This window comes from Actinomadura luteofluorescens (assembly GCF_013409365.1).
Taxonomy (GTDB): domain Bacteria; phylum Actinomycetota; class Actinomycetes; order Streptosporangiales; family Streptosporangiaceae; genus Spirillospora; species Spirillospora luteofluorescens.
The window spans coordinates 7542726-7564666 of the sequence record NZ_JACCBA010000001.1; the positions used below are offsets into that span (position 1 = coordinate 7542726).

Sequence of the window (21941 nt, forward strand, 5' to 3'; positions counted from 1 at the left end):
CCCCGCCGAAGTTTTGCGGCGCGTTTAGGGCGGTTTACGCCCCCATTACGGCTCTCCGGATAGTGTCGGTTACGTCCCGCTACGGGACCTTGGGGCTGTCTGTGGAGGCATCATGGGAAGGCGACTGCACTGCTCGCCGTTCTGGGGGGACTCATGATGACCGCAGGCCCCCTCGTCGTGGTGGCGCCGGTGTCCTTGGGGGTGGCGCCGGCGCCAACCGCGGCTCTCTGACGAAGTGTCTGCTTCCTGGCGTCGTGTCGGCTTGACGGCGTGACCGCCTCCGGAAAGGCTGTGAGCAACCCCTCACCGCCCGGAGGCATTCTGTGTCCGCCGAGGTCCCCCCCGGACCCGACAACTCGCGCACCTCCGAGGAAGGCGCCGGCTGGGCCTGCGGCAAGCGGGGAAGCTTCCACGAGCTGCTCCCCGACCGCGTCCCCGACTTCTCCTGGCGCCGCCCCTCGGTGCTGTGGCGTTCGCGCAACGACGTGCTGGCGCGCCTGTTCGGCGACCCGGCGAACGCGATCCGCCGCCGCTGCGTGGCGTCCCTGCGCGAGCGCGGCACCCCCGCCGCGTTCACCGTCCACCGCCCCGCGCCGGAGTTCTCCTTCGCGCTGGTCGGCGACACCGGCGAGGGGGACCGGTCGCAGTACGCGGTGGTCCCGCCGCTGCTGCACGCGACCGAGGGCACCGACTTCATGGTCATCGCCAGCGACGTGATCTACCCGACCGGCGACGCGGCGGACTACCCCGGCAAGTTCTTCCGCCCCTACAAGGACTACCCCGCCCCGATCTACGCCGTGCCCGGCAACCACGACTGGTACGACGGGCTGCGGGGGTTCCTGCACGTCTTCTGCGGCCTGGACGAGAACTGCTCGCCGCCCCCGTGGCGCGGCCCGCTCGCGTTCATCCCGCGCCGCCTGTGGCGCCACTCCGGAGCCGTCGACGCCGAGGCGCTCGCCGAGGCCCGCCGGCTGTACCGGGGCGCGCCCGGCCAGCAGGGCGCGCAGCCCGGCCCGTACTGGGCGATCGACACCCCCGCGCTGCGCATCATCGGCATCGACACCGGGATCACCGGCCGGCTCGACCGCGACCAGGGCCGCTGGCTCCGGGAGGTGTCCGGGGGGCCGAAACCCAAACTGCTGGTGACCGGAAAACCGCTGTATGTGGACGACGACCACCGTCCCGGGCCGATCGAGGGCGGCGGGACGGTCGACGAGATCGTCCAGGACCCGGCGCACCACTACGTGGCCGCGATCGGCGGCGACATCCACAACTACCAGCGCTACCCGGTGAGGACCGGCGACGGCCGGACGATCCAGTACATCGTCTCGGGCGGCGGCGGCGCCTTCATGCACGCGACCCACATCATCCCGCGGACCCGGGTGGTGGACGAGGACGAGTTCCGCTGCTACCCGCTGCGCGGCGACTCCCTGTCGCGCTACAGCAAGCTGTACGGCCGGTGGCTGCGGCTCCCCGGGTTCTTCGAGCTCACTCCGGAGGAGGCCACCGCCGCCGTCGAGCACCGGCTCGGCATCAGGCCGGGACGCGGATACGACGGTCCGGCGGCGTCCCGCCGCGCGCGCTTCGTGGCCGCGCTCCTCGGCGTGCCGCGCAACGCCCGCGGCCGCCCCCGGTTCCTGCGGCTGCCCGTGCGCAGGCTGCCGCAGCGGTTCCGCTCGGAGCTGGCCGACTGGGACCGGCCGCCGTTCTTCAAGAACTTCCTGCGCCTGGACGTGACGGAGTCGCGGCTGCGCATCCGTTGCTTCGCGGCGACGGGCTGCGGCGACCACGAGACGTCACCGCCGTGCGAAGACGAGGTGACGATTCCGCTGCGCTAGCCGGTCGATCTGGAGAATTCGCCAGCAATGATCCGAATGTGGTCGATCTTGCCCCGCGGCGCGCCCCCCTGCCGTTACAGTCGTGGCTCACCACACGGGTGAACGGTAACGGACGGTCGGCCGGAAAACGACCGCGTCCTTCAGGAGAACTTCGCAATGAGTTACCCCCAGCAGGGTCAGGGCCAGCAACAGGCGTACCAGGGCGGCTACTCGCCCGCCCCCGCGCAGCACCAGGCGCCCGCCGCCGTCGGCACGGGCCTCAACATGAAGCGCCGCAACCCGGTCGGCGCATGGCTCGGACTGCCGATCATCACCTTCGGCATCTACGGGCTCGTCTGGTTCTTCAAGGTCCACGACGAGCTGCACCAGTACGACCGCCGCATCGACAACGCCGCCACCAACGCGCTGCTGTCCATGCTGTTCGGCGGCATCACCCTCGGCATCTGGCCCCTCGTCATGTGGGTCAAGCTCGGCGGGCGCATCGCCCAGGCGCAGCGCGCCGCCGGCCTCCAGCCGAGCTGCAGCGGCGGCATGGGCTTCCTGCTCGGCATCTTCGGCTTCGGCGTCCTGTACTACCAGCTCCAGCTGAACAAGGTCACCGACCGCTACGGCGACACCCCCGCCGCCCAGCAAGTTTCTCTGGCTGCGTAGTCCTGCATTTCTCTCCTCCTTCGGGCCTAGGCGGCCCTCCATCGTCGAGAAATGCGGGCGATCGCTGGCATCGCTCCGACTCGCCTTGCGGCTCGCTTCGCGATCAGGTACTCGCAAGCTCGTACCTGCCTTCGGACGCGATCGCAACGGGGGAGGTCGTTGCCGGCTGAGCTTCAAACGCTGTGTTGAGCAGCGGGCCACGGCCCTGGCCTGCTGATTCGGATCGCGCTCGACCCCTCCGCGACTTCGTCGCGGAGGGGTCTTCGCTTTTTTGCGGAGCCGGTTCTGTCGGTGGGCGGGGACAGAATGGGGGCGTGAGGATCGCGGTCGCCGCTGGTGGCGGGGTTGGGGGGTCGCTGCAGGCGGTGGGGGAGGACGGGGCGCCCGCGGGGGGCGTCGAGGAGGTCCCCGACCTGGTCTCGGCCATCGCCCTGCGGGAGCGTGACTCCGCACCGCGCTGGGTGTGGCCGTCCACCGCGCGGCTCTACCCGCGGCTGCTTGCGGCGGGGGTGCGGGTGTCGCGCTGCCATGACCTCGAACTCGTCGAAAGCCTGCTGCTCGGCCATGCCGGACGGTACGGGGAGCCGCGCTCGGTCGCGGCGGCGTGGGCGCGGTTGCGCGGCGAGCCCGTCCCGGCCGACCCGCCGCCGCCCCGGGAGGACGCGGCGCAGCCGTCGCTGTTCGACGACGACGCCGGGCGGGAGGCGTCCGCCGACGACCTCGGCCAGATCGTCGCGGTGCACGCCGAGCAGCAGCGGGCCGTCGCCGGGCTCGGCGGGTTCGCGCTGCTCGCGGCCGCGGAGTCGGCCGGAGCGCTGGTGGCCGCCGAGATGGCGCACGACGGGCTGCCCTGGTCGGCGGCCGAGCACGACGCGCTGCTCACCGAGTTGCTCGGGCCGCGCCCCACGGGCGGCCTGCGGCCCCGCAGGCTCCAGGACCTCGCCGACCGCGTCAGCGCGGCGTTCGGGCCGCGCGTGCACGTCAACCCCGACTCCCCGGCGCAGATCATCCGGGCCTTCGCCTCGGCGGGGCTGCCGATCCCGTCCACCCGGGCGCACGTCCTCAGGCAGCTCGACCACCCCGCCGTCCCCCTGCTGCTGGAGTACAAGGAGCTGGCGCGGCTGCACGCCGCGCACGGCTGGACGTGGCTCGACACGTGGGTGAGCGGCGGCCGGTTCCGTCCCGAGTACGTCGTCGGCGGCGTGGTGTCGGGACGGTGGGCGACGAGCGGCGGCGGGGCCCTGCAGATCCCGCGCGTGCTGCGCAAGGCCGTCGTCGCAGACCCCGGATGGGCCCTGGTCGTCGCCGACGCGGCGCAGCTCGAACCCCGGGTGCTGGCGGCGCTCGCGGGCGACCGCGCGTTCTCGGAGGCCGCCGCGCACGGCGACCTCTACGCCGCCCTGTCCGACGCCTTCCACGACGACCCCGACGGGAAGCGGAGCGCCCGCGACAAGGCCAAGATCGCCCTGCTCTCCGCCATGTACGGGGGAGGGACGGCGGACGCGGTGCAGCTCCTCGCCGTCCTGAAGAGCCGGTTCCCGCAGGCGTTCGAGTACGTGGAGGCCGCCGCGCGGGCGGGGGAGCGCGGGCTGCTCGTGCGTTCCCGCCTCGGGCGCACGTGCCCGCCGCCGTCGGCGGGATGGCGGGAGCTGACGTCGGCGGGCGACGACGACGCCCCCGGGCCCCGGGGCGGCACGGCGGCCCAGGCGCTGCGCGGACGGGGCCGCTTCACCCGCAACTTCGTCGTCCAGGCCACCGCCGCCGACTGGGCGCTCGCGCTCCTGGCCTCCCTGCGCCGCCGCCTCACCGCGCTCGGCCCGCCCCGCCTGGTGTTCTTCCAGCACGACGAGGTCATCGTGCACAGCCCCGCCGACCTGGCCGAGGAGGTAGCCGGAGCGGTGCGCGCCGCAGCACAGGAGGCGCGCGCCCTGCTGTTCGGCGACACCCCGGTCGTCTTCCCGATGGAGATCGCGGTCGTAGACCGCTACGCCGACGCCAAGTGACCCGCCCGCCGCCCGCATCGCGCCGCCGCGACGAACCCCGCCGGCCCAGCCCGCGCAGCAACCCCGCAACAACCTCAATGGTTGCGATCGCGTCCGAAGGCAGATTCGAGCGAAGCAAGAATCTGATCGCGCAGCGAGCCTCAGGGCGAGCCGGAGCGATGCCAGCGATCGCCCGCGGTGCTCGACGATGGAGGGCCGCCAGGCCCGAAGGAGGAGAGCACTGCAATGAACACAGCGCTGGTTGTGCAGAAGAGGTACACGGCTGTGTAGTCGCCGAGGGCGGCGTTCTCCGGGAGCAGCGCGGCGAGGACGGCGATGCCGAGCACGCCGCCCAGCTGCCTGGCCGTGGTGTTGAGTCCGGTGGCGCCGGCGAACCGCGACGGCCCGGCCGACAGCGCGGCGGCCGTGGCGGTGCCCGTGCTGATCATCCCCATCCCCGTTCCGGCCAGGAGGCCGAGCGGGAGCCAGAACGTCGCGTAGTGCGGCTCGGCCGGCAGGGCCGCTACGGCCCAGGTCCCGGACGCGGCAATGATCAGCGCGCCGCCCGTCACGGCGGGACGGACGCCGAAGCGGGAGGCGAGGCGGCCCGCCGCGACCGCGGCCGCGGTGGCGGTGAACGCGCCGGGCGTCGAGGCGAACCCCGCCTTCAGGATCGAGTAGTGCCACTCGCCCGTCAGGTAGAGCACGCCGGCGAGCAGCCACGCGTACAGAGCCGTCCCGTACAGGAACGAGGCGGCGTTCGCGGCGGCGAACCGGCGGTTGCGCCACAGTGAGATCTCCAGCGCGGGGACCGGGTGCCGCGCCGACCGCCACAGCGCCAGGGCGAACAGGGCGGCGCCGCCGAGCAGCAGCCCGAGCGTCCGGGCGTCCGTCCAGGCCCAGTCCCTGCTCTGCGTCACGCCGAGCGCGACGCCGCCGACCCCGGCGGCGAGCAGCAGCGTCCCGGCGAGGTCGGGCAGCCGCCCCGCGCCGCCCGCGGCTCTCGGCAGGCGCCGCCCGCCGAGCAGCATCGCGAGCCCGATCGGCACGTTGATGAGGAACAGGGACCGCCAGCCGGACAGGTCGACCAGCACCCCGCCGAGGCCGGGGCCGATCGCGGCGGCGAACGCGCCCGCCGCGCTCCACAGCCCGATGCTGCGGGCGCGGCGCTCGGGGGGCGTGTCGTGCAGCAGCAGCGCGAGCGACGCCGGGATCAGCGCCGCCGCCGCGGCGCCCTGCGCGGCGCGCGTCGCCAGCAGGACGGGCAGGTTCGGCGCGACCGCGCACGCCAGGGACGCCAGCGTGAACAGCCCGGTGCCCCACAGGTACAGCGACCGCCGGCCGACCAGGTCGGCGAGCCGCCCGGCGGGGGCGAGCAGCGCCGCGAACAGCACCGCGTACAGGGTGATCACCCAGGTCAGCCCGGACAGCGTGCTGCCCGGGAAGTCGGCGTGCAGATCGGCGACGGCCAGGTTGGCGGCGGTGGCGTCGAGCATGGCCAGGAACGTCGCCCCGGCGGCGAGCCAGGGGACGTACCGGCGCGCCGCGGCCGTTCGCGGCGGCGCCGTGCCGGTCTGCGTCTCGGTGGTCATCGAAAGGCCTCTCCAGAAAAATAAAACCGAACGGTCGTACACTCTTCTGGCGAGACGGCCCGCGTCAAGGGGTCCGGCGCATTGACTTTGAACGAACGGTCGTGCAGATTGATCCCATGAGCACCGACGGACGGCTGGTCAAGGGGGAGCAGACGCGCGGCACGATCCTGCGCCGCGCCGCCGACATCGCGTCGGCCGACGGCCTGGAGGGCCTGTCGATCGGCCGGCTCGCCACCGAGCTGCGGATCAGCAAGAGCGGCGTGTTCACCCACTTCGGGTCCAAGGAGGAGCTCCAGCTGGCGACCGTCCGCATGGCGGCCGAGGTGTTCCGGACGCACGTGGTCGAGCCCGCGCTCGCCGTCCCCGAGGGGATCGGCCGCGTCCGCGCGCTGCTGGACGCCTGGCAGCGCTACCAGCGCGAGCCCGTCTTCCCCGGCGGATGCTTCTTCCACTCCGCGATGGCCGAGTTCGACGCCCGCCCCGGCCGCGTCCGCGACGCGATCGCCGCGTCGCAGCGCGACTGGAGCGCCTTCGTCGAGCGCTGCCTGCGCGAGGCGCGCGACCTCGGCGAGATCGAGGCGGAGGCCGACGTCGCCCAGCTCGCCTTCGAGCTCGACGCACTGTGCCGCACGGGCGCGGCGCAGGCGCTGCTCCATGACGACCCGTCCCTCTACGACCGCGCCGCCCGCGCCGTGGACGCGCGGCTGGCCGCCGTCACCCCCGCCTGAGCCGGAGGTCCCGCGCGCGAAAGCCGGAGGCGCGGCGAGGCGACCGCCTCACCGCGCCCGTCAGCGTGCGCCCGCCGGTGCCGTCAGCGTGCCGCCGTGTAGGAGGGGCGGGAGTTCAGCGCCTCGACGTCGGAGAACGAGGTCTGCCGGTACGCGCCGCTGATCGTGTTCAGCTCGTCGGGGCTGAGCACGTCCTCGATCGAGGTGAAGCCCTGCGGCGCCCGCTGGCTGACCGTGTGCAGGACGCGGTCGGCCGGCATGTCGCGGCAGGCGCGGACGATGGCGTTGACCGGCTCGCGCCGCGCCTTGTCGTAGGCGAGCAGCCCCTCGGCGGCGTCGCCGGAGGCGGCCAGCTCGTGCGCCAGGACGCGGGCGTCGAGGATGGCCTGGGAGCCGCCGTTGGACCCGATCGGGTACATCGGGTGGGCGGCGTCGCCGAGCAGCGTGACGCGGCCGAACGTCCAGCGGTCGACGGGGTCCCGGTCGACCATCGGGTACTCCAGGATCTCCGCCGCCTGGGACATCAGCGCGGGGAAGTCGAGCCAGTCGTACTTCCAGTCCGCGAAGTAGGGGAGCACGTCCTCCAGGCGGCCGGCCTTGTTCCAGTCGGGGTCCCAGTCCAGCCGGTCGTCGGCGAGCCTGACCTCCGCGGCCCAGTTGAGCAGCGCCCTGCCCCGGCGCTCGGTCCGCATCGAGATCGGGTAGACGACGATCTTCGACGTGGCGTTGCTGCCCATGACGACCATGGTCCGCCCGGTCAGGATGGGGTCGGCCTCGGTGATGCCGCGCCACAGCCTGATGCCGTTCCACAGCGGCGCCGGCTCGTCCGGGTACAGCTGCGCGCGGACGGCGGAGTGCAGGCCGTCCGCGCCGACCAGCGCGTCGGCCGCCACCGTCTCGGCGGTGCCCGACGCCCGGTCGAGCAGGCGCGCCCGCACCTGCGTCCCGTCCTGCTCGAAGCCCTCGAAGACGGTCCCGGTGCGGACGGCGTCCTCGCCGAGCCGCGCGCGGACGGCGTCGAGCAGCATCATCTGCAGCTCGCCGCGGTGGATCGAGTACTGCGGCCAGTGGTAGCCGAGCGCGCGTCCGCGCGGCTCCGCCCAGATCCGGCCGCCGTGCCGGTCGAAGTGCACCATCTCGCCGGTCGGGATGCCGGTCTCGGCCAGCTCGTCGGCGAACCCCAGCTCGGTGAGCTCCCGGACGGCGTGCGGCAGCAGATTGATGCCGACGCCGAGCGGCAGCAGCCGGTTGGCGGAGTCGACGACGAGGGCCTCGACCCCGGCCTCGTGCAGGCTCAGCGCGGTGGTGAGCCCGCCGATGCCCGCCCCCACGATGAGTACGCGCATGAATCACCCTCCCGTTGGTGTCGGGGCGACCGGCCGGGCGGCCCGCCCGCGCCGGTCTCGTTCGTGTCGCCGCACGTGGCGGCCGTTCTCAGCCGGTCTTCGCCGGCGCCGCGCCGGGCACCTTCGCGCCGCCGCGGACCAGCCGCCCGACCTCGGCCCGGAGCCGGACGAACTCGGGGGTCCCCCGGGTCTCGATCTGGTCGCGCGCCGAGGGCAGGTCGACCGGCAGGTCGGCGTGCACGCGGGCGGGGGAGCGGTTCAGCACGACCACCCGGTCGCCGACGTAGACGCTCTCGTCGATGTCGTGCGTGACCAGCAGGATCGTCATCTTCCCGGTCCGGTGCATCTGCAGGACGAGGTCCTCCAGGTCCTCCCGGGTCTGCGCGTCCACCGACCCGAACGGCTCGTCCATCAGCAGCAGCGACGGGCGGTAGGCGAGGGCCCGCGCGATCGACACGCGCTGCTGCATGCCGCCCGACAGCTGCCACGGGTACTTGCGCCCCGCGTCCGCGAGGCCCACGGACTCCAGGGCCTCCTGCGCCGCGGCGCGCCGCTCGGAGCGGCCCTTCCCGCGCCGCCGCAGCGGCAGCGCCACGTTGTCGCGGACGGTCAGCCAGGGGAACAGGGAGCGGCTGTAGTCCTGGAACACCACGGCGAGGTCGTCGGGCACGCCGTCGATCGGCTCGCCGTTCAGGGTGAGGGTCCCGGCGGTCGGGCGGATCAGCCCGCCGATGCAGCGCAGCAGGGTGGACTTTCCGCAGCCGGAAGGGCCGACGATGCTGAGCAGCTGGCCGTCCGGGACGGTGAGGTCGAGTCCGTCGATGGCTCGGTGGCCGTCGCCGTAGGAATGGCTGAGGCCGGTTATCTGAAGCACCACGGCCGCCTTTGCTGTGTGTGTGTCGTCAGGTTCGGCATAGGGGACATCGTCAGTTCGCGAGCCGTTTCGCGCCAGTGTGCCAGGCCAGCAGACGCCGCTCCAGAAGCATGAACACCCCGTTGAACAGGAGGCCGAGCAGGCCCAGCATGACGATCCCGGCCCACATCCGGGGCAGCTCGAACGAGCGCTGGGCCCCGATGAGCTCGGAGCCGATGCCCGCGGTGCTGCCGAACAGCTCGGAGATGACCATCAGGATCAGCGCGAACGACAACGCCACCCGCAGTCCCGCGAAGATCTTGGGGGAGGCCGCCGGGAGCGTGACGGTCAGCAGCCTGCGGAGCCGGCCGACGCCGAACACCCGGGCCGTCTCCAGCTGCAGGGGGTCCACGGTGCGGACGCCGTCGCAGGTGTTGAGCAGCACCGGCCAGACCACGCCGAAGGCGATCGTGACGACCTGCATGGTCGCGCCGAGCTGGAACACGATGATGAAGAACGGCACCAGCGTGGGCGGAGGAACCGCGCGCAGGAACTCCAGCACCGGGTTCAGCAGGTCGTACAGGGTCCGCGACCGGCCGATCGCCGCGCCCAGCAGGACTCCGGCGGCTCCCGCGGCCGCCCACCCGGCGAACAGGTGGGTGAGGCTGGTGGAGAAGTCGTCCACCGCCTTGTCCGTGAGGAACCCCTGGGAGGCGGGTCCGGAGAACCACAGCTCGTGCAGCGCGTCGACGATCTTCGTGGGCGGGGGGAAGTAGGTCTCGTCCACCGCGCGCGTGACCAGTTCCCACAGCGCGATGGCGAGGGCGACGAGCCAGACCCGCTCGACCGATCCGCGCAGCGCTCCGAGGGCCCTCATGCGATCCCCTCCACGCGGGCGGTCTGCCAGCGGAACACGATCCGTTCCAGTGCGAAGAGGGCCGTGTTGGCCAGCAGCCCCAGCACACCGGCCCAGCAGGCGCCGGCCAGCAGCAGGTCGGTCCGGCCGCCGCCGGACTGGGTGTCGCCGAGGTAGATCCCCACTCCGTTGACGCCGCCCGCCAGGAGCTCGGTGCTGATCACCACGATGAGGGCGACGGAGGCGGCGATCCGGATGCCGGTGGCGATGAACGGCGAGGCGCTCGGCAGGGAGACGCGCCACAGCACCGACAGCGTCCCGAAGCCGAAGCTGCGCAGGCTCTCCTTGGCGACCGGATCGACGTCGCGGAGCGCGTACAGGGTGTTGATGAGGATCGGCCACAGGCAGGCGTAGAAGATCAAGGACATCTTCATCTGCGTGGGGTCGGCGAACAGGATGATGGCGAGCGGGATCAGCGCGACCGACGGGATGGGGCGCAGCAGTTCGACCAGCGCGCGGGAGGCGGTGCCGAGCACCGGCACCGAGCCGAGCAGCACGCCCAGCGGCACCGCCACGAGCACCGCCAGGACGAGCCCGCCGAACCATGCCGTGACCGTGGCCCCGACGTCGGCGAGGAACTCCCCGTCGACGGCCAGTTTCGCGGCCTCCCGCAGGACGGTCGACGCCGGGGGCAGGGCGGTCTCGTCGACGAGGCCGGAACGGCTCACGACCTCGACGACGGCGACCAGCCCGGCGACCCCGGCGGCGCCGAGAACGATACGGCGGTGGTTCATCAAGCGGGTGTGGCCATGAACGGCTTGACGTCGAGGGGCTTGTCCAGGTAGCCGAACTGCTGCATCAGGTCGGCCACGCGCTGGAGGCGGGTGGCGTTCAGCGTGGTCGGCCACGTGCCGAAGCTCATGGTGGAGGCGACCTTGGCGTCGATCCCCTTGGCGTAGGTCGGCAGGACGTCCTGGATGAGCTTGCGGTCGGCGGCCATGCCCTGCGCCTTCAGCAGCGCGCGCTGGAAGGCGGCGACCGTCTTGGGGTTCTCCTTGGCGAACTTCTCGGTGGTGGCGAAGCCCGCGATCGGGAAGTCCGCGGTCGGTCCGCTGGACAGGTCGGCGACCATGCGGGCGCCCATCGACTGCTGCATCTGGGTGCCGAACGGCTCGATCGCCTGGACGGCCTCGACGCTCTTGGACTTCAGGGCCTGCTCCATGGCGGGCGGGGGGACCTCGACGAAGTTCTTGTCCTCGTCGAATTCGACGCCCTGGGGCTTGCCGGCGGCGCGCACCAGCAGCGTCGCGATGTTGCGCTTGGTGTTGACGGCGATCTTCTTGCCGGCCAGGTCCTTGACCGTGTGGTACGGGGAGTCCTTGCGCACCATCAGCGTGTGGGTCTTCGGCGCGCTCTGCATGCCCTCAACGACGATCTTGGGCTTGAACCCCGGGTCCTTGGACCCGGCGGTGAGCAGCGAGACGTAGTTGCTGATGCTGAAGTCGAGCCGGCCGCTCTTCAGGAGGGGGATGCCCGCGGCGCCGCCCGGGATGACCTGGGTCTTGACAGTCAGGCCCTCGGCCTTGAACAGTCCCTTGGAGATGGCGAGCTGGACGGGCGCGGTGTCGGCGACGGTCATGTTGCCGAGAGTGATCTCGGACTTCTCCAGACCGTTGGCCGACTTCTTCTCAGAAGAGCCGCAGGCCGCGGCGGAGAGCGTCAGAGCGATCGCTAGCGCGCCTGTGACGGCTGTACGGCGGTGGGAAGCAGGCATGGCAAGGCTCCATTTTGCGGGGGAAGCACGTCGAACCTGATCTTTCAAACGAGGCGGGAGCGTAGCGCACTGTGGGTGTGGCTTGGGTGAGATGAGAGGATTATGTGCAATTATGTGAACATGGGATAACAGTCTGTGACATTCGCATCTCCTGCATCACAAGTCCAGACTTGTGTGATCATTCGGGTTGGCCATGATGGTGGCTCTGTGTTGCAATATCTCGCGCTCGCCCCCAGTGGCGTGGGTGAGCGATGCGACCCGAATCCCGTTCAGGCCACTGTACGCCGCGAGCGATCGACCCCATTGAGAGGTAGCGGAGGGCAGTGCGGAAAGCAGAAGGGGCCGAGATGGCCCCGCAATCCCCCCAGCCAGGCCCGTCTGCCAGGGACGACGCCCCGAAGCGAGGCTCCCGCGGCGGGCGGTACAAGCTGCGCAACTGGCGAGTGCGCACGCGCCTGTTCGCCCTCATCGCGGTGCCCACGATCGTGGCCGCACTCTTTGCGGGTTACCGCGTTTCGGTGTCGTTGGACAACGCCGAAGCCTATAGCCGTACCGGCCAGCTGGCTACGCTCGGTAATCAACTGACCGCGCTCGCGCACGATGTGGAAGCCGAGCGCGACGCGATGGCGGAGCGCGCCGCCGGCGGCGGGCGCGCCGCGGGCGCCGAGGCGCTCGCCGCGCGGCAGGAGGCGGTGGACGCCGACGCCCGCAAGGTGCGCGCCGCCGCCGCGGACGTCGAGCTGTACTCCACCAGCCTTCGGCTGGCGGTCGGCAACGTCCTCAACCGGGTCGACGACCTGCCCGCGCTGCGCACCGCGTCCGCGCGCCTCGGCCCCGGGGTGATCATCGACAAGTACACCGAGTTCGTCGACGACTTCACCTCCTTCCACATCCTCATCTCCCAGGACGCCCCGACGGCCGAGCTCGCGCAGAGCGCGCTGGCGCTCGCCGACCTGGCGAACGCCAAGGACGCCGCGTCCCGCGAGCGGGCCCTGCTGTCGTCCGCGCTCTGGGAGGGGCGGTTCGAGCCCCTCGACCGCGCCGCGGTCGACGACGCCCGCGCCGACATGAACACCAGCATCTCCGCCTTCCGCAGCTCGGCGACACCCGCCCAGCTGCGGCTGTACGAGGACACCGTCACCGGGCCCGAGCTGGACCGCGCGGAGGTGACCCGGCTGCAGACGCTGGCCGTCGCCGACTCCTCCCGGCAGCTCCAGGTCCGGCTCGGCGTCCGCACGGCCCGCTCCTGGACGGCCGACTCGACCGCGCGGGTCGACAAGCTGCGGGCGGTCGAGAAGCGCATCGCCGCCGACCTCGCCGCCTCGGCGGACGACGCGCGGACCGGTGCGCAGACCGCGGCGATCCGGGACGGCGTGCTGCTGTTCCTCGTCCTCGCGGTCGTGCTGGCGACCCTGATCGTGATGGCGCGCTCGCTGGTCCGGCCGCTGCGCCGGCTCCAGTCCGGCGCGCTCGACGTCGCCAACGCGCGCCTGCCCGGCCTGGTCGACCGGCTGCGCGACCCGGAGGCCGCCGCGGGCGGCATCGAGGTCAAGCCGATCGAGATCGACTCCACCGACGAGATCGGCCAGGTCGCGCGGGCGTTCGACGAGGTCCACCGCGAGGCGGTCCGGCTGGCCGCCGACGAGGCCGTGCTGCGCGGCAACATCAACGCGATGTTCGTCAACCTCTCCCGCCGCAGCCAGTCCCTGATCGAGCGGCAGCTGCGGCTGATCGAGGAGCTGGAGCAGAGCGAGCGCGACGAGGAGCAGCTCGGCAACCTGTTCCGGCTGGACCACCTCGCCACCCGCATGCGTCGCAACTGCGAGAACCTCCTCGTCCTCGGCGGCCAGGAGCAGGTGCGCCGGTGGAACCAGCCCGTCCCGCTCATCGACGTCGTCCGCGCGTCGCTGTCCGAGGTCGAGCAGTACGAGCGCGTCGCGCTGCGGGTTCAGGGCGACATGACGGTCGCCGGCCCCGTCGTCAACGACCTCGTCCACCTGCTGGCCGAGCTGGTGGAGAACGCCACCGTGTTCTCCTCGGAGAACACCAAGGTGACGGTGTCGGGGCAGATGCTGAGCGGCGGCGGCTGCATGCTGCAGATCACCGACAACGGCGTCGGCATGTCGCCCGAGGAGCTGGAGCAGGCCAACTGGCGGCTGGCGAACCCGCCCGTCATCGACTTCTCCGCCGCCCGCCGCATGGGCCTGTTCGTGGTCGGCCGCCTGGCCGTCCGGCACGGGATCCGCGTCGAGCTGCGGGCCGCCCAGGGCGGCGGCCTCACCGCGTTCGTGGTGCTGCCGGACGCGGTGGTCACGCCGGGCGAGTCCGCCGGCATCGGCACCCGCCCCGGCCTCGCCCCGCGCGAGGCGGGCTCCCACAACCAGCTCGCCGCGCTCACCACCACCCCCGCCGCCGAGCCGCCCTCGGGCGGGTTCCGGCAGGACGACTACGGGCCCGCCGCCTCCATGGGCGGTGGCACCGGACCGCATTCCATGGCGGGCGGCACGGGAGCGCACCCCATGGTCGGCGGCACCGGCCCGCTGCGGCCCGCCCGCGGCGCCACCGGCCCGCTGCCGAGCGTCTCCGAGACCGGGCCGATCCCGTCCCCGGGCGCGCACGACCCCTACGGCACGGGCGCGCAGCCCGTGGTCCCGCCCGCCGAGCGGCGCCCCGCGCGGGACCCGCGCACTCCCGCGAACGACCCCTACGGGACCGGTGAGGGGCAGCCGCCGCGCAGGCCGGGGGAGCTGCCGGTCCGGGAGCCGGGCACGCATCTGCAGAGCCGCCCGTCCGACGGCGGCTCCTCGAACGGGCTCTTCCAGCCGCGCAGCGAGCGCCCGCCGGAGGAAGAGGCCGGCACCAACGGCGCCTACCGGCCGGGCGGGCGGACCGGGCCGCAGCCGGTCGTCCCGGAGGCGCAGCCGATGGTGCCCGACTCCGGCGGCGGGCGGCACATCCCGTGGGAGACCGGGCCGCTGGAGCAGGTCGCCCCGGCGCCCATGGCGCCCGCGCCCCACGTGCCGGAGGCCTCCGTCCCCGAGCCGCGCGTTCCCCAGCCGGCCGCGCGGGCCGCGGCGGCCCCGGAGCCGAAGGCCCCGCCGCGGCCGCCCGAGCGCTCGCCCATCTTCGACGCGATGCAGTCGGAGTGGTTCATGCGCAGGTCGGGGGGCGCGTCCGGCGAGGAGCCGGCCAAGAGTTGGGAGTCCCCGGCGGACGCGGGCTTCCGCGCCGCCGAGGCGGCCCGCGAGCCGGTGGCGACGAGCCGGACCAACGTCGGACTGCCCAAGCGGGTGCCCGGCAAGAACCGCATCCCCGGGGCGGTCGGCCGCGGGGCGCAGGACGCGCCCCAGCCGCCGGCGGGCCCGCCGCAGGGCCGTCCGGCGCCCGCCGGGGCCGGTCTCGGGCCGCAGGCGCCGACGCAGGGCATGCCGGTCATCGGCCAGCAGGCCCCGGGGCAGCCGCAGGGACAGCAGGAGCAGGGTCCCGGCCAGTCGGCCGACGCTGTACGCAACCGCTTCGCGAGCCTGCAGCGCGGCGTCCACCGGGGACGCCATGAGGCTCGTGGCACAGGCACATCAGGTGAGGTGCCGTCACAGGGTGACGGCGAGACAGGAGGCACCCGGTGAGCGGGCAGGATCTCAACTGGTTGGTGACGAACTTCGCGGACCGTGTCGCGAAGGTCGCGCACGCCGTCGTGGTCTCCTCGGACGGACTGCCGATGGCCTACTCGGCGGGCTTCCCGCCGGAGCGGGCGGACCAGCTCTCGGCGATCGCGTCGGGGCTGATGAGCCTGACCCAGGGCGCGGCGAAGATCTTCGACGCCGGCGGGGTGAACCAGACCGTCGTGGAGATGGACCGCGGGCTGCTGTTCGTCATGTCCATCACGAACGGTTCGGTGTTCGCGGTGCTGGCGGCGCCCGACTGCGACCTCGGGCTGGTGGCCTACGAGATGACGCTCCTGGTGGAGCGGGTGGGACGGGTGCTGACTCCCGCCCTGCGCGCCCAGGAGCAGCAGCCCCCGTACTCGGGGCCTTCCGTGACCGAGATGGGCGCCGGGCCCGCCCGCTATTGACCGTGACTGACTCTGACGGAGGTCGGCGACATGGATCGAGGCAGTCCCTTCGGGGGCGGTCCCGGAGGCGGCGGCCGCTGGCCGGGTGACCAGGGGCGGGCCCCCGTGCAGGGCCGTCCTCCCGAGCGGGACGAGCGCGACGGCAGCTCGCTCGTGCGCCCGTACGCGGTCACCGGCGGGCGCACCCGGCCGCGGTACGACCTGGCCATCGAGGCCCTCGTCACCGCGGCGCCCTACCCGCCGCGGGACGTGGCCGTGCTGACCCCGGAGTACCGGGCGATCATGGACCTGTGCCGGTCGGCCCGCTCGGTCGCCGAGGTGTCCGCGCTGCTGCGCCTGCCGCTCGGGGTCGCGCGGGTCCTCGTGGCCGACATGGCCGTCGAGGGGCTGCTGCGCCTGCACCAGTCGCAGTCCCCCACCACCGCCGGCGGACAGCCGGACATCCGCTTGCTAGAAAGGGTGCTCAGTGGCCTTCGGAAGCTCTGACCACGTGCCGGGGCCGCACGGCGGGGAGACCGAGCTGACCTCGGTCAAGATCGTCGTCGGTGGCGGCTTCGGCGTCGGCAAGACCACCTTCGTCGGCTCCGTCTCGGAGATCATGCCGCTCACCACCGAGGCGGTGATGACCGCGGCCAGCGCCGACGTGGACGACCTGTCGGCCGTCCCGGACAAGACGACCACCACGGTCGCGATGGACTTCGGCCGCGTGTCGCTGGACAGCGAGCTGATCCTCTACCTGTTCGGCACCCCCGGGCAGCACCGCTTCTGGTTCATGTGGGACGACCTGGTCCGCGGCGCGATCGGCGCCGTCGTGCTGGTCGACACCCGCCGGCTGGAGGACTGCTTCGCCGCGGTGGACTACTTCGAGGAGCTCGGCCTGCCGTTCGTGGTGGGGGTCAACGGGTTCCACGGCGAGTTCCAGTACGCCGTCGAGGACATCCGCGACGCCCTGTCGATCAGCGCGCACGTCCCGATCGTGCAGTGCGACGCGCGGAGCCGCGAGTCCACCAAGCAGGTGCTGATCACGCTGGTCAAGCACGCGATGACGGTGCACGCCGCCGGGGCGCAGGCGGCCGCCCCCGCGCCGGGCGCCCCCGGCGGGCAAATCGGCACCACCTCCCCAAGCTGGACATAGCCGCGCGCGGGGGCGCGGCGTGGTCCTGGCGGTGGCTACGGTCGCGTAGGTCGTGTGCACGATGCATGATTGTTCGTCGTGATCGAGCATGAGTCCGCGCTGGGGGTTGCGATGAGCGCATCGGAGAAGATCGGCACCTTCGTGGCCATCGGCGACAGCTTCACCGAGGGCCTGAACGACCCCTACCCCGGCGAGACCGACGTCTTCCGCGGCTGGGCGGACCGGCTCGCCGAGCACATCGGCGCGCTGAACCCGGGCCTGCGCTATGCCAACCTCGCCGTCCGGGGGAAGCTCGTGCGGCAGATCGTGGACGACCAGGTGCCGATCGCCGTCGGCCTCTCGCCCGACCTGGTCACGCTCTGCGCGGGCGGCAACGACATGATCCGTCCCGGCGCGGACCCCGACGCGGCCGCGGTCCTGTTCGACGACGCGGTCCGGCGGCTGCGCGCCACCGGCTCCCGCGTCGTGGTCTTCACCGGGTTCGATCCGCGCGGGCTGCGCGCGGGCGGCCGCATCCGGGGCAAGGCCGCCACCTACAACATGCACCTGCGCGCGATCGCCGACCACCGCGGCTGCGCGGTGGTGGACCTGTGGCCGCTGCGCGTCTTCCACGACCCGCGCGCCTGGTACGAGGACCGCCTGCACCTGTCGCCCGAGGGGCACCGGCGCATGGCGCTCTACGTCGCCGGGGTGGTCGGCGTCCCGGTCGAGAGCGACTGGCGCGAGCCCTGGCCGCCCCTGGACCGCGCCGACTGGCTCACGATGAGGCGCGAGGACGTCCACTGGGCCCGGACGTACCTGCTGCCGTGGATCGGCCGCCGGGCCACGCGCCGCTCCTCCGGCGACGGCCGCGGCCCGAAGCGCCCCACCCCCCTCCCGCTCTAGGCGGGGTCGGGTTCGGTCGCCAGCGCCTCCTGGAGGGTCCTCTTGACGGGGATGCGCCGGTGCAGGCCCGTGATCTCCAGGGCGCGGCGGACGATGGGCCGGGGCCCGGCGAGGACGAGGCTGCCGCCCGCCGCGGTGGCGGACTTGTAGCAGGCGACGATGACCGAGAGTCCGCCCGAGTCCATGAACTCGAGGTCGGTGAGGTCCAGCACGAGGTGGTCGCCGTGCTCGCGGCGGGCCTCGTTCAGGTGGACGCGCAGCTCCTGCGAGCCGGCGACGTCGAGTTCTCCGCACAGCCTGAGGACGGCGCGTCCGCCGTCCGGCCGTGTGGTCACTTCCAAAGGTGACACGGGGGGTTCCCCTCTTGTGTGCTGCTTTGGCCGGACTCGTCCGGCGAATAGTTTCCGTCCGACAACTATCGCGGACGCCGGGCCGCCTGCCAACCCGCCGCAACAGGGGTGTGCGTGATCGTGACGCGCCGTAAGGTGCTTGTCGGATGTGATTGCCTCGACGATCCGCTGCGTAGGAGACGACCCCAGGTGAGTTCCCCCCGGCTGCCGGACCATCTCGAAGTGCTGCTCACTGAGGAGCCGGTCCTCGATGTGTACGCGTACGGCCCCTGGCGCGTGCCCGACGGTCTGTACGAGGAGATGCGCGAGCGCGCGGTCGCCTACAACACCGACCAGCGCGCCGTCGTGCTGACGCGGCAGCTCAGTGACTTCTACGGGAGCGACACCAGCGCGGCGGGAGCCGAGCAGTGGTCGCTGCTGACGTTCCTGCTGGGCGCCTCGGCGGTGCGCGGCGGGTCGCGCGGCGACGTCGACTACGAGCTGCTGTCGGCGTTCCTGGCGACGCCCGAGTCGGCCGTCCGGGACCCGGCCGCGTGGTTCACCCAGGGCGGGCGGTGGCGCCCGCCGGGCCTGTGGCTGCCCGAGCCGGCCGGAGACGACCGGGAGCGGCGCGCGGTGATGTTCGAGCTGGCGCGGGCCGGGCTGGAGGTCTTCGAGGGCCTGGAGCCGCTGGAGCGGCGCCGGCGGGCCCTGATGGGCCTGTTCGACCGGCGCGCCGCCGACCCGGCGCTGCGCGAGGCGGACATGACCGTCCCCAACCGGCGGCTGGAGGACCTGTGGGTCTCCGGCCTGACCGAGGAGGAACTGGCCGTCCTGCCCGAGCTGGCCGGCCCGGTGGGCTACCTGGGCTGGGTGTGCGAGGGGCTGGACGCCGCGCACGAGGGGCTGGCCGGGGCCGTCGCCGACGGCGACGAGCCCGACGTGGCGCTGGCGCGGCTGCTGCTGGCGGCCGACGCCGCGGTCGTCCCGGCCGAACTGGCGGTGGTGCTCGGCACCGCCCGCTACGAGAACGTGGAGGAGCGGTTCCGCGCCGCGCGGGACGGCTTCGCCGCCGAGGCGTGGCAGTACGACGTGCGGGCGTGGCTGGCGCGCGGCCTGGTCGCGGGCGCGGCGGACGCGGCCCGCGCCTGGCTGGACATGGCGGTGCGGTTCACCGGCGCGGTGCAGGGCCTGCCGGAGGCGCCGGTCAGCCCGCGCAGCCGGGTGCCGGTGCGCCCGTTCCAGACCGACCTGCGGCGGCTGTTCACCGTCCGCCGGGTCTTCAACACCCTGAAGTTCGGTTCCGGCGAGGACGGCTCGCGGACGGCCCCCGCCGAGCGGGCCGAGCCCGGTGCGCGGAGCGGCCCGCCGCTCATCGGCCAGCCGGAGCTGTCGCGGGCGCTGCAGGACGCGGTGGCGGCGCGGCTGGCGGGCCAGCGGCCGGTCCGGCTGCTCGTCGCCGGCCCGGAGGGCACCGGCAAGGGCACCGCCGCCGAGATCGTCGAGAGCGCGCTCGGCGAGGGCGGCGCCGTCCGCGAGGCGCTGTGGATCTCCGACCAGGTCTTCGCCTCCCTCGGCGTGAGCGACGCCGTCCTGTGGCTGCAGGCCCGCGTCCGCGACTGCCTGGAGGGCCGCATGCTCCTGGTCGTGGACGACCTGGAGAAGCTCGCCGCGCACGAGCGGTGCGGCGCCGCCGCCGCGGAGGAACTGCGGCGGCTCATGGCGCGCTCGCCGTCGCTCAACGTCGTCGCCCTGTGCCGCCCCGGCGGCGACCGGCGGCTCTTCGACGCCAACCCCGCGCTGGTCCGGGCGTTCGACGTCGCCCGCACCCGCGACTTCGCCGAGGACGACCTCGCCGAGCTGTTCACCCTCGCCGTCGCGCGGCTCGGCGCGCGCGCCGGGGCGGAGACGGCCGCGGCCGCCGGCGCCATGCTCCGCCGCACCCCGCCGATGCTGAACCTGCGCGGCGCCCGCCTGGTGGAGCACATGGCGAGCCGGGCCGTCGCCGAGGCGGACCGGCGGGCCCGGGAGGACGGGACCGACGCCGGGCCCCTGGAGGTCACCGCCGCGGACCTGCCGCAGCGGCTCATCGCCGGCCGTCCCGCCGACTCCGACCCGCTCGCCGAGCTGGCCGCCTGCGTCGGCATCGAGCCCGTCAAGCGCGAGGTCGACGCGCTCGTCGCCGAGGCCAAGGCCGCCCGGCTGCGCCGCGAGGCGGGCATGACGGCCCGGACCCGGCTGCGGCACCTGGTCTTCACCGGCAACACCGGCACCGGCAAGGGCAAGGTCGCGCAGATCCTCGGCCGGATCTACGCCGACCTCGGCGTGCTGTCGTCCGGCCACACGGTCGAGGTGGAGCGCGCCGACCTGCTCGGCGAGTACGCCAGCGAGAGCGTCCTGCGCGTCCGCCGGGCGGTGGAGCAGGCGCACGGCGGCGTCCTGGTCGTCCGCGACGCGCACGCCCTGGTTTCGGCCGCGTCGGACGCGGCGCGCGGCCGCGAGGTGCTGGACGTGCTGCTGACGAGCGTCCAGGCGCACACCGAGGACCTCGTCGTGGTGCTGACCGGCCCGGCGGCGGAGATGAACGGGCTGCTGAAGTCCCACCCCGACCTCGCCGCCGCCTTCCCCCGCACGCTCCGCTTCCCCGACCTCACCGACGAGGAACTGGTGGAGGTGTTCACCGCCAAGGCCGCCGACTCGGGGTTCGAGCTGGCCCCCGGCGTCCTGGACAAGGTGCGCGCGCTCGTCGAGGCGGCGCCGCGCGAGCGCGGGGTCGGCAACGTCCGCATCATGACGAACCTGCTCGAACGGGCCGTCGCGATGCAGGGGCGCCGCGTCCTGGCCGACGGGATCGTCGACGAGGACGAGTCCCTCGACGTGATCCTGCCCGAGGACGTCCCCGACACCCTCACCCGCGGCCGCGACGACGTCCCCGGCGACCCGCTCGCGGAGGTCGAGCGGCTGATCGGCCTCGCCGACATCAAGCGGGAGGTGGCCGCGCTGGTCGCCGAGGTCCGCGCCGAGCAGCTGCGGCGCGACGCCAAGGTCTCCCCGGCGCCCCCGGCCCGGCACATGGTGTTCGCCGGCAACCCCGGCACGGCCAAGACGACGATCGCGCGGCTGATCGCCGCCGTGTTCGCCCGGCTCGGCCTGCTGTCGTCCGGGCACCTGGTGGAGGTCACCCGCGCCGACCTCGTCGCCGAGTTCATCGGGCAGACCGCGCCGCGCGTGCGGGACGCGGTCGGCCGCGCGCTCGGCGGCGTGCTGTTCGTGGACGAGGCGTACACGCTGGCGTCCGGCGGCGGCGGCGACCGGCGCGACTTCGGCCACGAGGCGATCGCCGAGCTGCTGCGGCTGATGGAGGAGCACCGCGGCGACCTGGTGGTCATCGTCGCGGGCTACGACGCCGAGATGGAGCGCTTCCTGGACGCCAACCCGGGGCTGAAGTCGCGGTTCCCGAAGCGGCTGCGGTTCCCCGACTACTCCGACGACGAGCTCGTCACGATCTTCGAGTTCATGGCGGCGGAGGACGGGTTCGCGCTCGCCCCCGGCATCCTGGACGGGCTGCGCCGCCTCGTCGCGGCCCAGCCGCGCGGCTCCTCGTTCGGCAACGCCCGTCTCGTCCGCAACCTGCTGGAGGCGGCGATCTCCCGGCAGGCGCAGCGCATCACCGCCAAGGAGGACGCGGCGGCGGGCGAGATCGACCCGGCCGAGGTCGCGCTGCTGCGCCCCGAGGACCTGCCCGAGGCCCCGCCCCGCGAGGAGCAGGGAGGCTACGGCCTCTACATCTGACCGGGCCCTCCCGATCACCTCGCCGCGCTCCGGCAGGTGGACGCGGCCGGCGTCCTCCGCGCGTACGACCAGCCCGGGGCGGTATGCGCCGTAAGAGGGACGATGTCC

At 73.4% G+C, this 21941-nt stretch carries 17 protein-coding genes; 10 read left to right on the top strand and 7 right to left on the bottom strand.

Annotated features, from left to right (window positions below):
* Positions 1-323 precede the first annotated feature (323 nt).
* The 3 genes from BJY14_RS35055 (at position 324) to BJY14_RS35065 (ending at position 4492) form a co-directional block, all read left to right on the top strand.
* The gene (locus tag BJY14_RS35055; protein ID WP_179847518.1) at positions 324-1838 is read left to right on the top strand and encodes a metallophosphoesterase family protein; all 1515 of its coding nucleotides are present in this window, start codon (positions 324-326) and stop codon (positions 1836-1838) included.
* A 156-nt stretch (positions 1839-1994) separates the two neighbouring features.
* Positions 1995-2489: a DUF4234 domain-containing protein gene (locus tag BJY14_RS35060; protein ID WP_179847519.1), complete on the top strand. Its 495-nt coding sequence runs from the start codon at positions 1995-1997 to the stop codon at positions 2487-2489.
* Between the two features lie 314 nt (positions 2490-2803).
* A complete protein-coding gene (locus tag BJY14_RS35065) occupies positions 2804-4492 on the top strand; it encodes a bifunctional 3'-5' exonuclease/DNA polymerase (RefSeq protein WP_179847520.1) in 1689 nt (562 codons plus the stop codon).
* A 140-nt stretch (positions 4493-4632) separates the two neighbouring features.
* Here the strand turns inward: BJY14_RS35065 and BJY14_RS35070 are convergent, their stop codons facing one another.
* A complete protein-coding gene (locus tag BJY14_RS35070; protein WP_179847521.1) occupies positions 4633-6063 on the bottom strand; it encodes an MFS transporter in 1431 nt (476 codons plus the stop codon).
* A 116-nt stretch (positions 6064-6179) separates the two neighbouring features.
* On the opposite strand from BJY14_RS35070, the gene BJY14_RS35075 reads away from it, so the two are divergent.
* Positions 6180-6791, top strand: a complete 612-nt coding sequence (locus tag BJY14_RS35075) for a TetR family transcriptional regulator C-terminal domain-containing protein (RefSeq protein ID WP_179847522.1) — start codon at positions 6180-6182, stop codon at positions 6789-6791.
* Positions 6792-6874: 83 nt separating this feature from the next.
* Here BJY14_RS35075 and BJY14_RS35080 read toward each other — a convergent pair whose 3' ends face one another.
* From BJY14_RS35080 to BJY14_RS35100, 5 genes are all read right to left on the bottom strand, one after another.
* Positions 6875-8137 (bottom strand): flavin-dependent oxidoreductase, encoded by a 1263-nt coding sequence (locus BJY14_RS35080; protein WP_179847523.1) that lies wholly within the window; start codon positions 8135-8137, stop codon positions 6875-6877.
* Between the two features lie 88 nt (positions 8138-8225).
* Positions 8226-9011, bottom strand: coding sequence for an ABC transporter ATP-binding protein (locus BJY14_RS35085; protein ID WP_179847524.1), 786 nt, complete (start codon positions 9009-9011; stop codon positions 8226-8228).
* A gap of 52 nt (positions 9012-9063) precedes the next feature.
* A complete protein-coding gene (locus BJY14_RS35090) occupies positions 9064-9867 on the bottom strand; it encodes an ABC transporter permease (RefSeq protein ID WP_179847525.1) in 804 nt (267 codons plus the stop codon).
* The gene (locus tag BJY14_RS35095; RefSeq protein WP_179847526.1) at positions 9864-10640 is read right to left on the bottom strand and encodes an ABC transporter permease; all 777 of its coding nucleotides are present in this window, start codon (positions 10638-10640) and stop codon (positions 9864-9866) included. The genes BJY14_RS35090 and BJY14_RS35095 overlap by 4 nt, the downstream gene beginning before the upstream one ends.
* Positions 10640-11620, bottom strand: a complete 981-nt coding sequence (locus BJY14_RS35100) for an ABC transporter substrate-binding protein (RefSeq protein ID WP_179847527.1) — start codon at positions 11618-11620, stop codon at positions 10640-10642. The genes BJY14_RS35095 and BJY14_RS35100 overlap by 1 nt, the downstream gene beginning before the upstream one ends.
* 602 nt (positions 11621-12222) lie before the next feature.
* Here BJY14_RS35100 and BJY14_RS35105 point away from each other — a divergent pair.
* The 5 genes from BJY14_RS35105 to BJY14_RS35125 all read left to right on the top strand — a co-directional run bounded on the left by BJY14_RS35105 (position 12223) and on the right by BJY14_RS35125 (position 17712).
* Positions 12223-15246 carry a nitrate- and nitrite sensing domain-containing protein gene (locus BJY14_RS35105; protein WP_179847528.1) on the top strand — a complete coding sequence of 1008 codons (3024 nt, stop codon included), beginning with the start codon at positions 12223-12225 and terminating at the stop codon, positions 15244-15246.
* On the top strand, positions 15243-15692 hold the full coding sequence (locus BJY14_RS35110) for a roadblock/LC7 domain-containing protein (RefSeq protein WP_173396277.1): 450 nt from the start codon (positions 15243-15245) through the stop codon (positions 15690-15692). The genes BJY14_RS35105 and BJY14_RS35110 overlap by 4 nt, the downstream gene beginning before the upstream one ends.
* A 30-nt stretch (positions 15693-15722) precedes the next feature.
* On the top strand, positions 15723-16178 hold the full coding sequence (locus tag BJY14_RS35115; protein ID WP_179847529.1) for a DUF742 domain-containing protein: 456 nt from the start codon (positions 15723-15725) through the stop codon (positions 16176-16178).
* Positions 16179-16212: 34 nt separating this feature from the next.
* On the top strand, positions 16213-16827 hold the full coding sequence (locus tag BJY14_RS35120) for a GTP-binding protein (RefSeq protein WP_179849839.1): 615 nt from the start codon (positions 16213-16215) through the stop codon (positions 16825-16827).
* 111 nt (positions 16828-16938) lie between these two features.
* Positions 16939-17712: an SGNH/GDSL hydrolase family protein gene (locus tag BJY14_RS35125; RefSeq protein WP_179847530.1), complete on the top strand. Its 774-nt coding sequence runs from the start codon at positions 16939-16941 to the stop codon at positions 17710-17712.
* Here BJY14_RS35125 and BJY14_RS47475 read toward each other — a convergent pair.
* Positions 17709-18047 carry an STAS domain-containing protein gene (locus BJY14_RS47475; protein ID WP_179847531.1) on the bottom strand — a complete coding sequence of 113 codons (339 nt, stop codon included), beginning with the start codon at positions 18045-18047 and terminating at the stop codon, positions 17709-17711. The genes BJY14_RS35125 and BJY14_RS47475 overlap by 4 nt on opposite strands.
* A gap of 204 nt (positions 18048-18251) precedes the next feature.
* Between BJY14_RS47475 and BJY14_RS47480 the strand changes: the two genes are divergently transcribed.
* Positions 18252-21833, top strand: a complete 3582-nt coding sequence (locus BJY14_RS47480) for an AAA family ATPase (RefSeq protein ID WP_179847532.1) — start codon at positions 18252-18254, stop codon at positions 21831-21833.
* Positions 21834-21941: the final 108 nt, after the last annotated feature.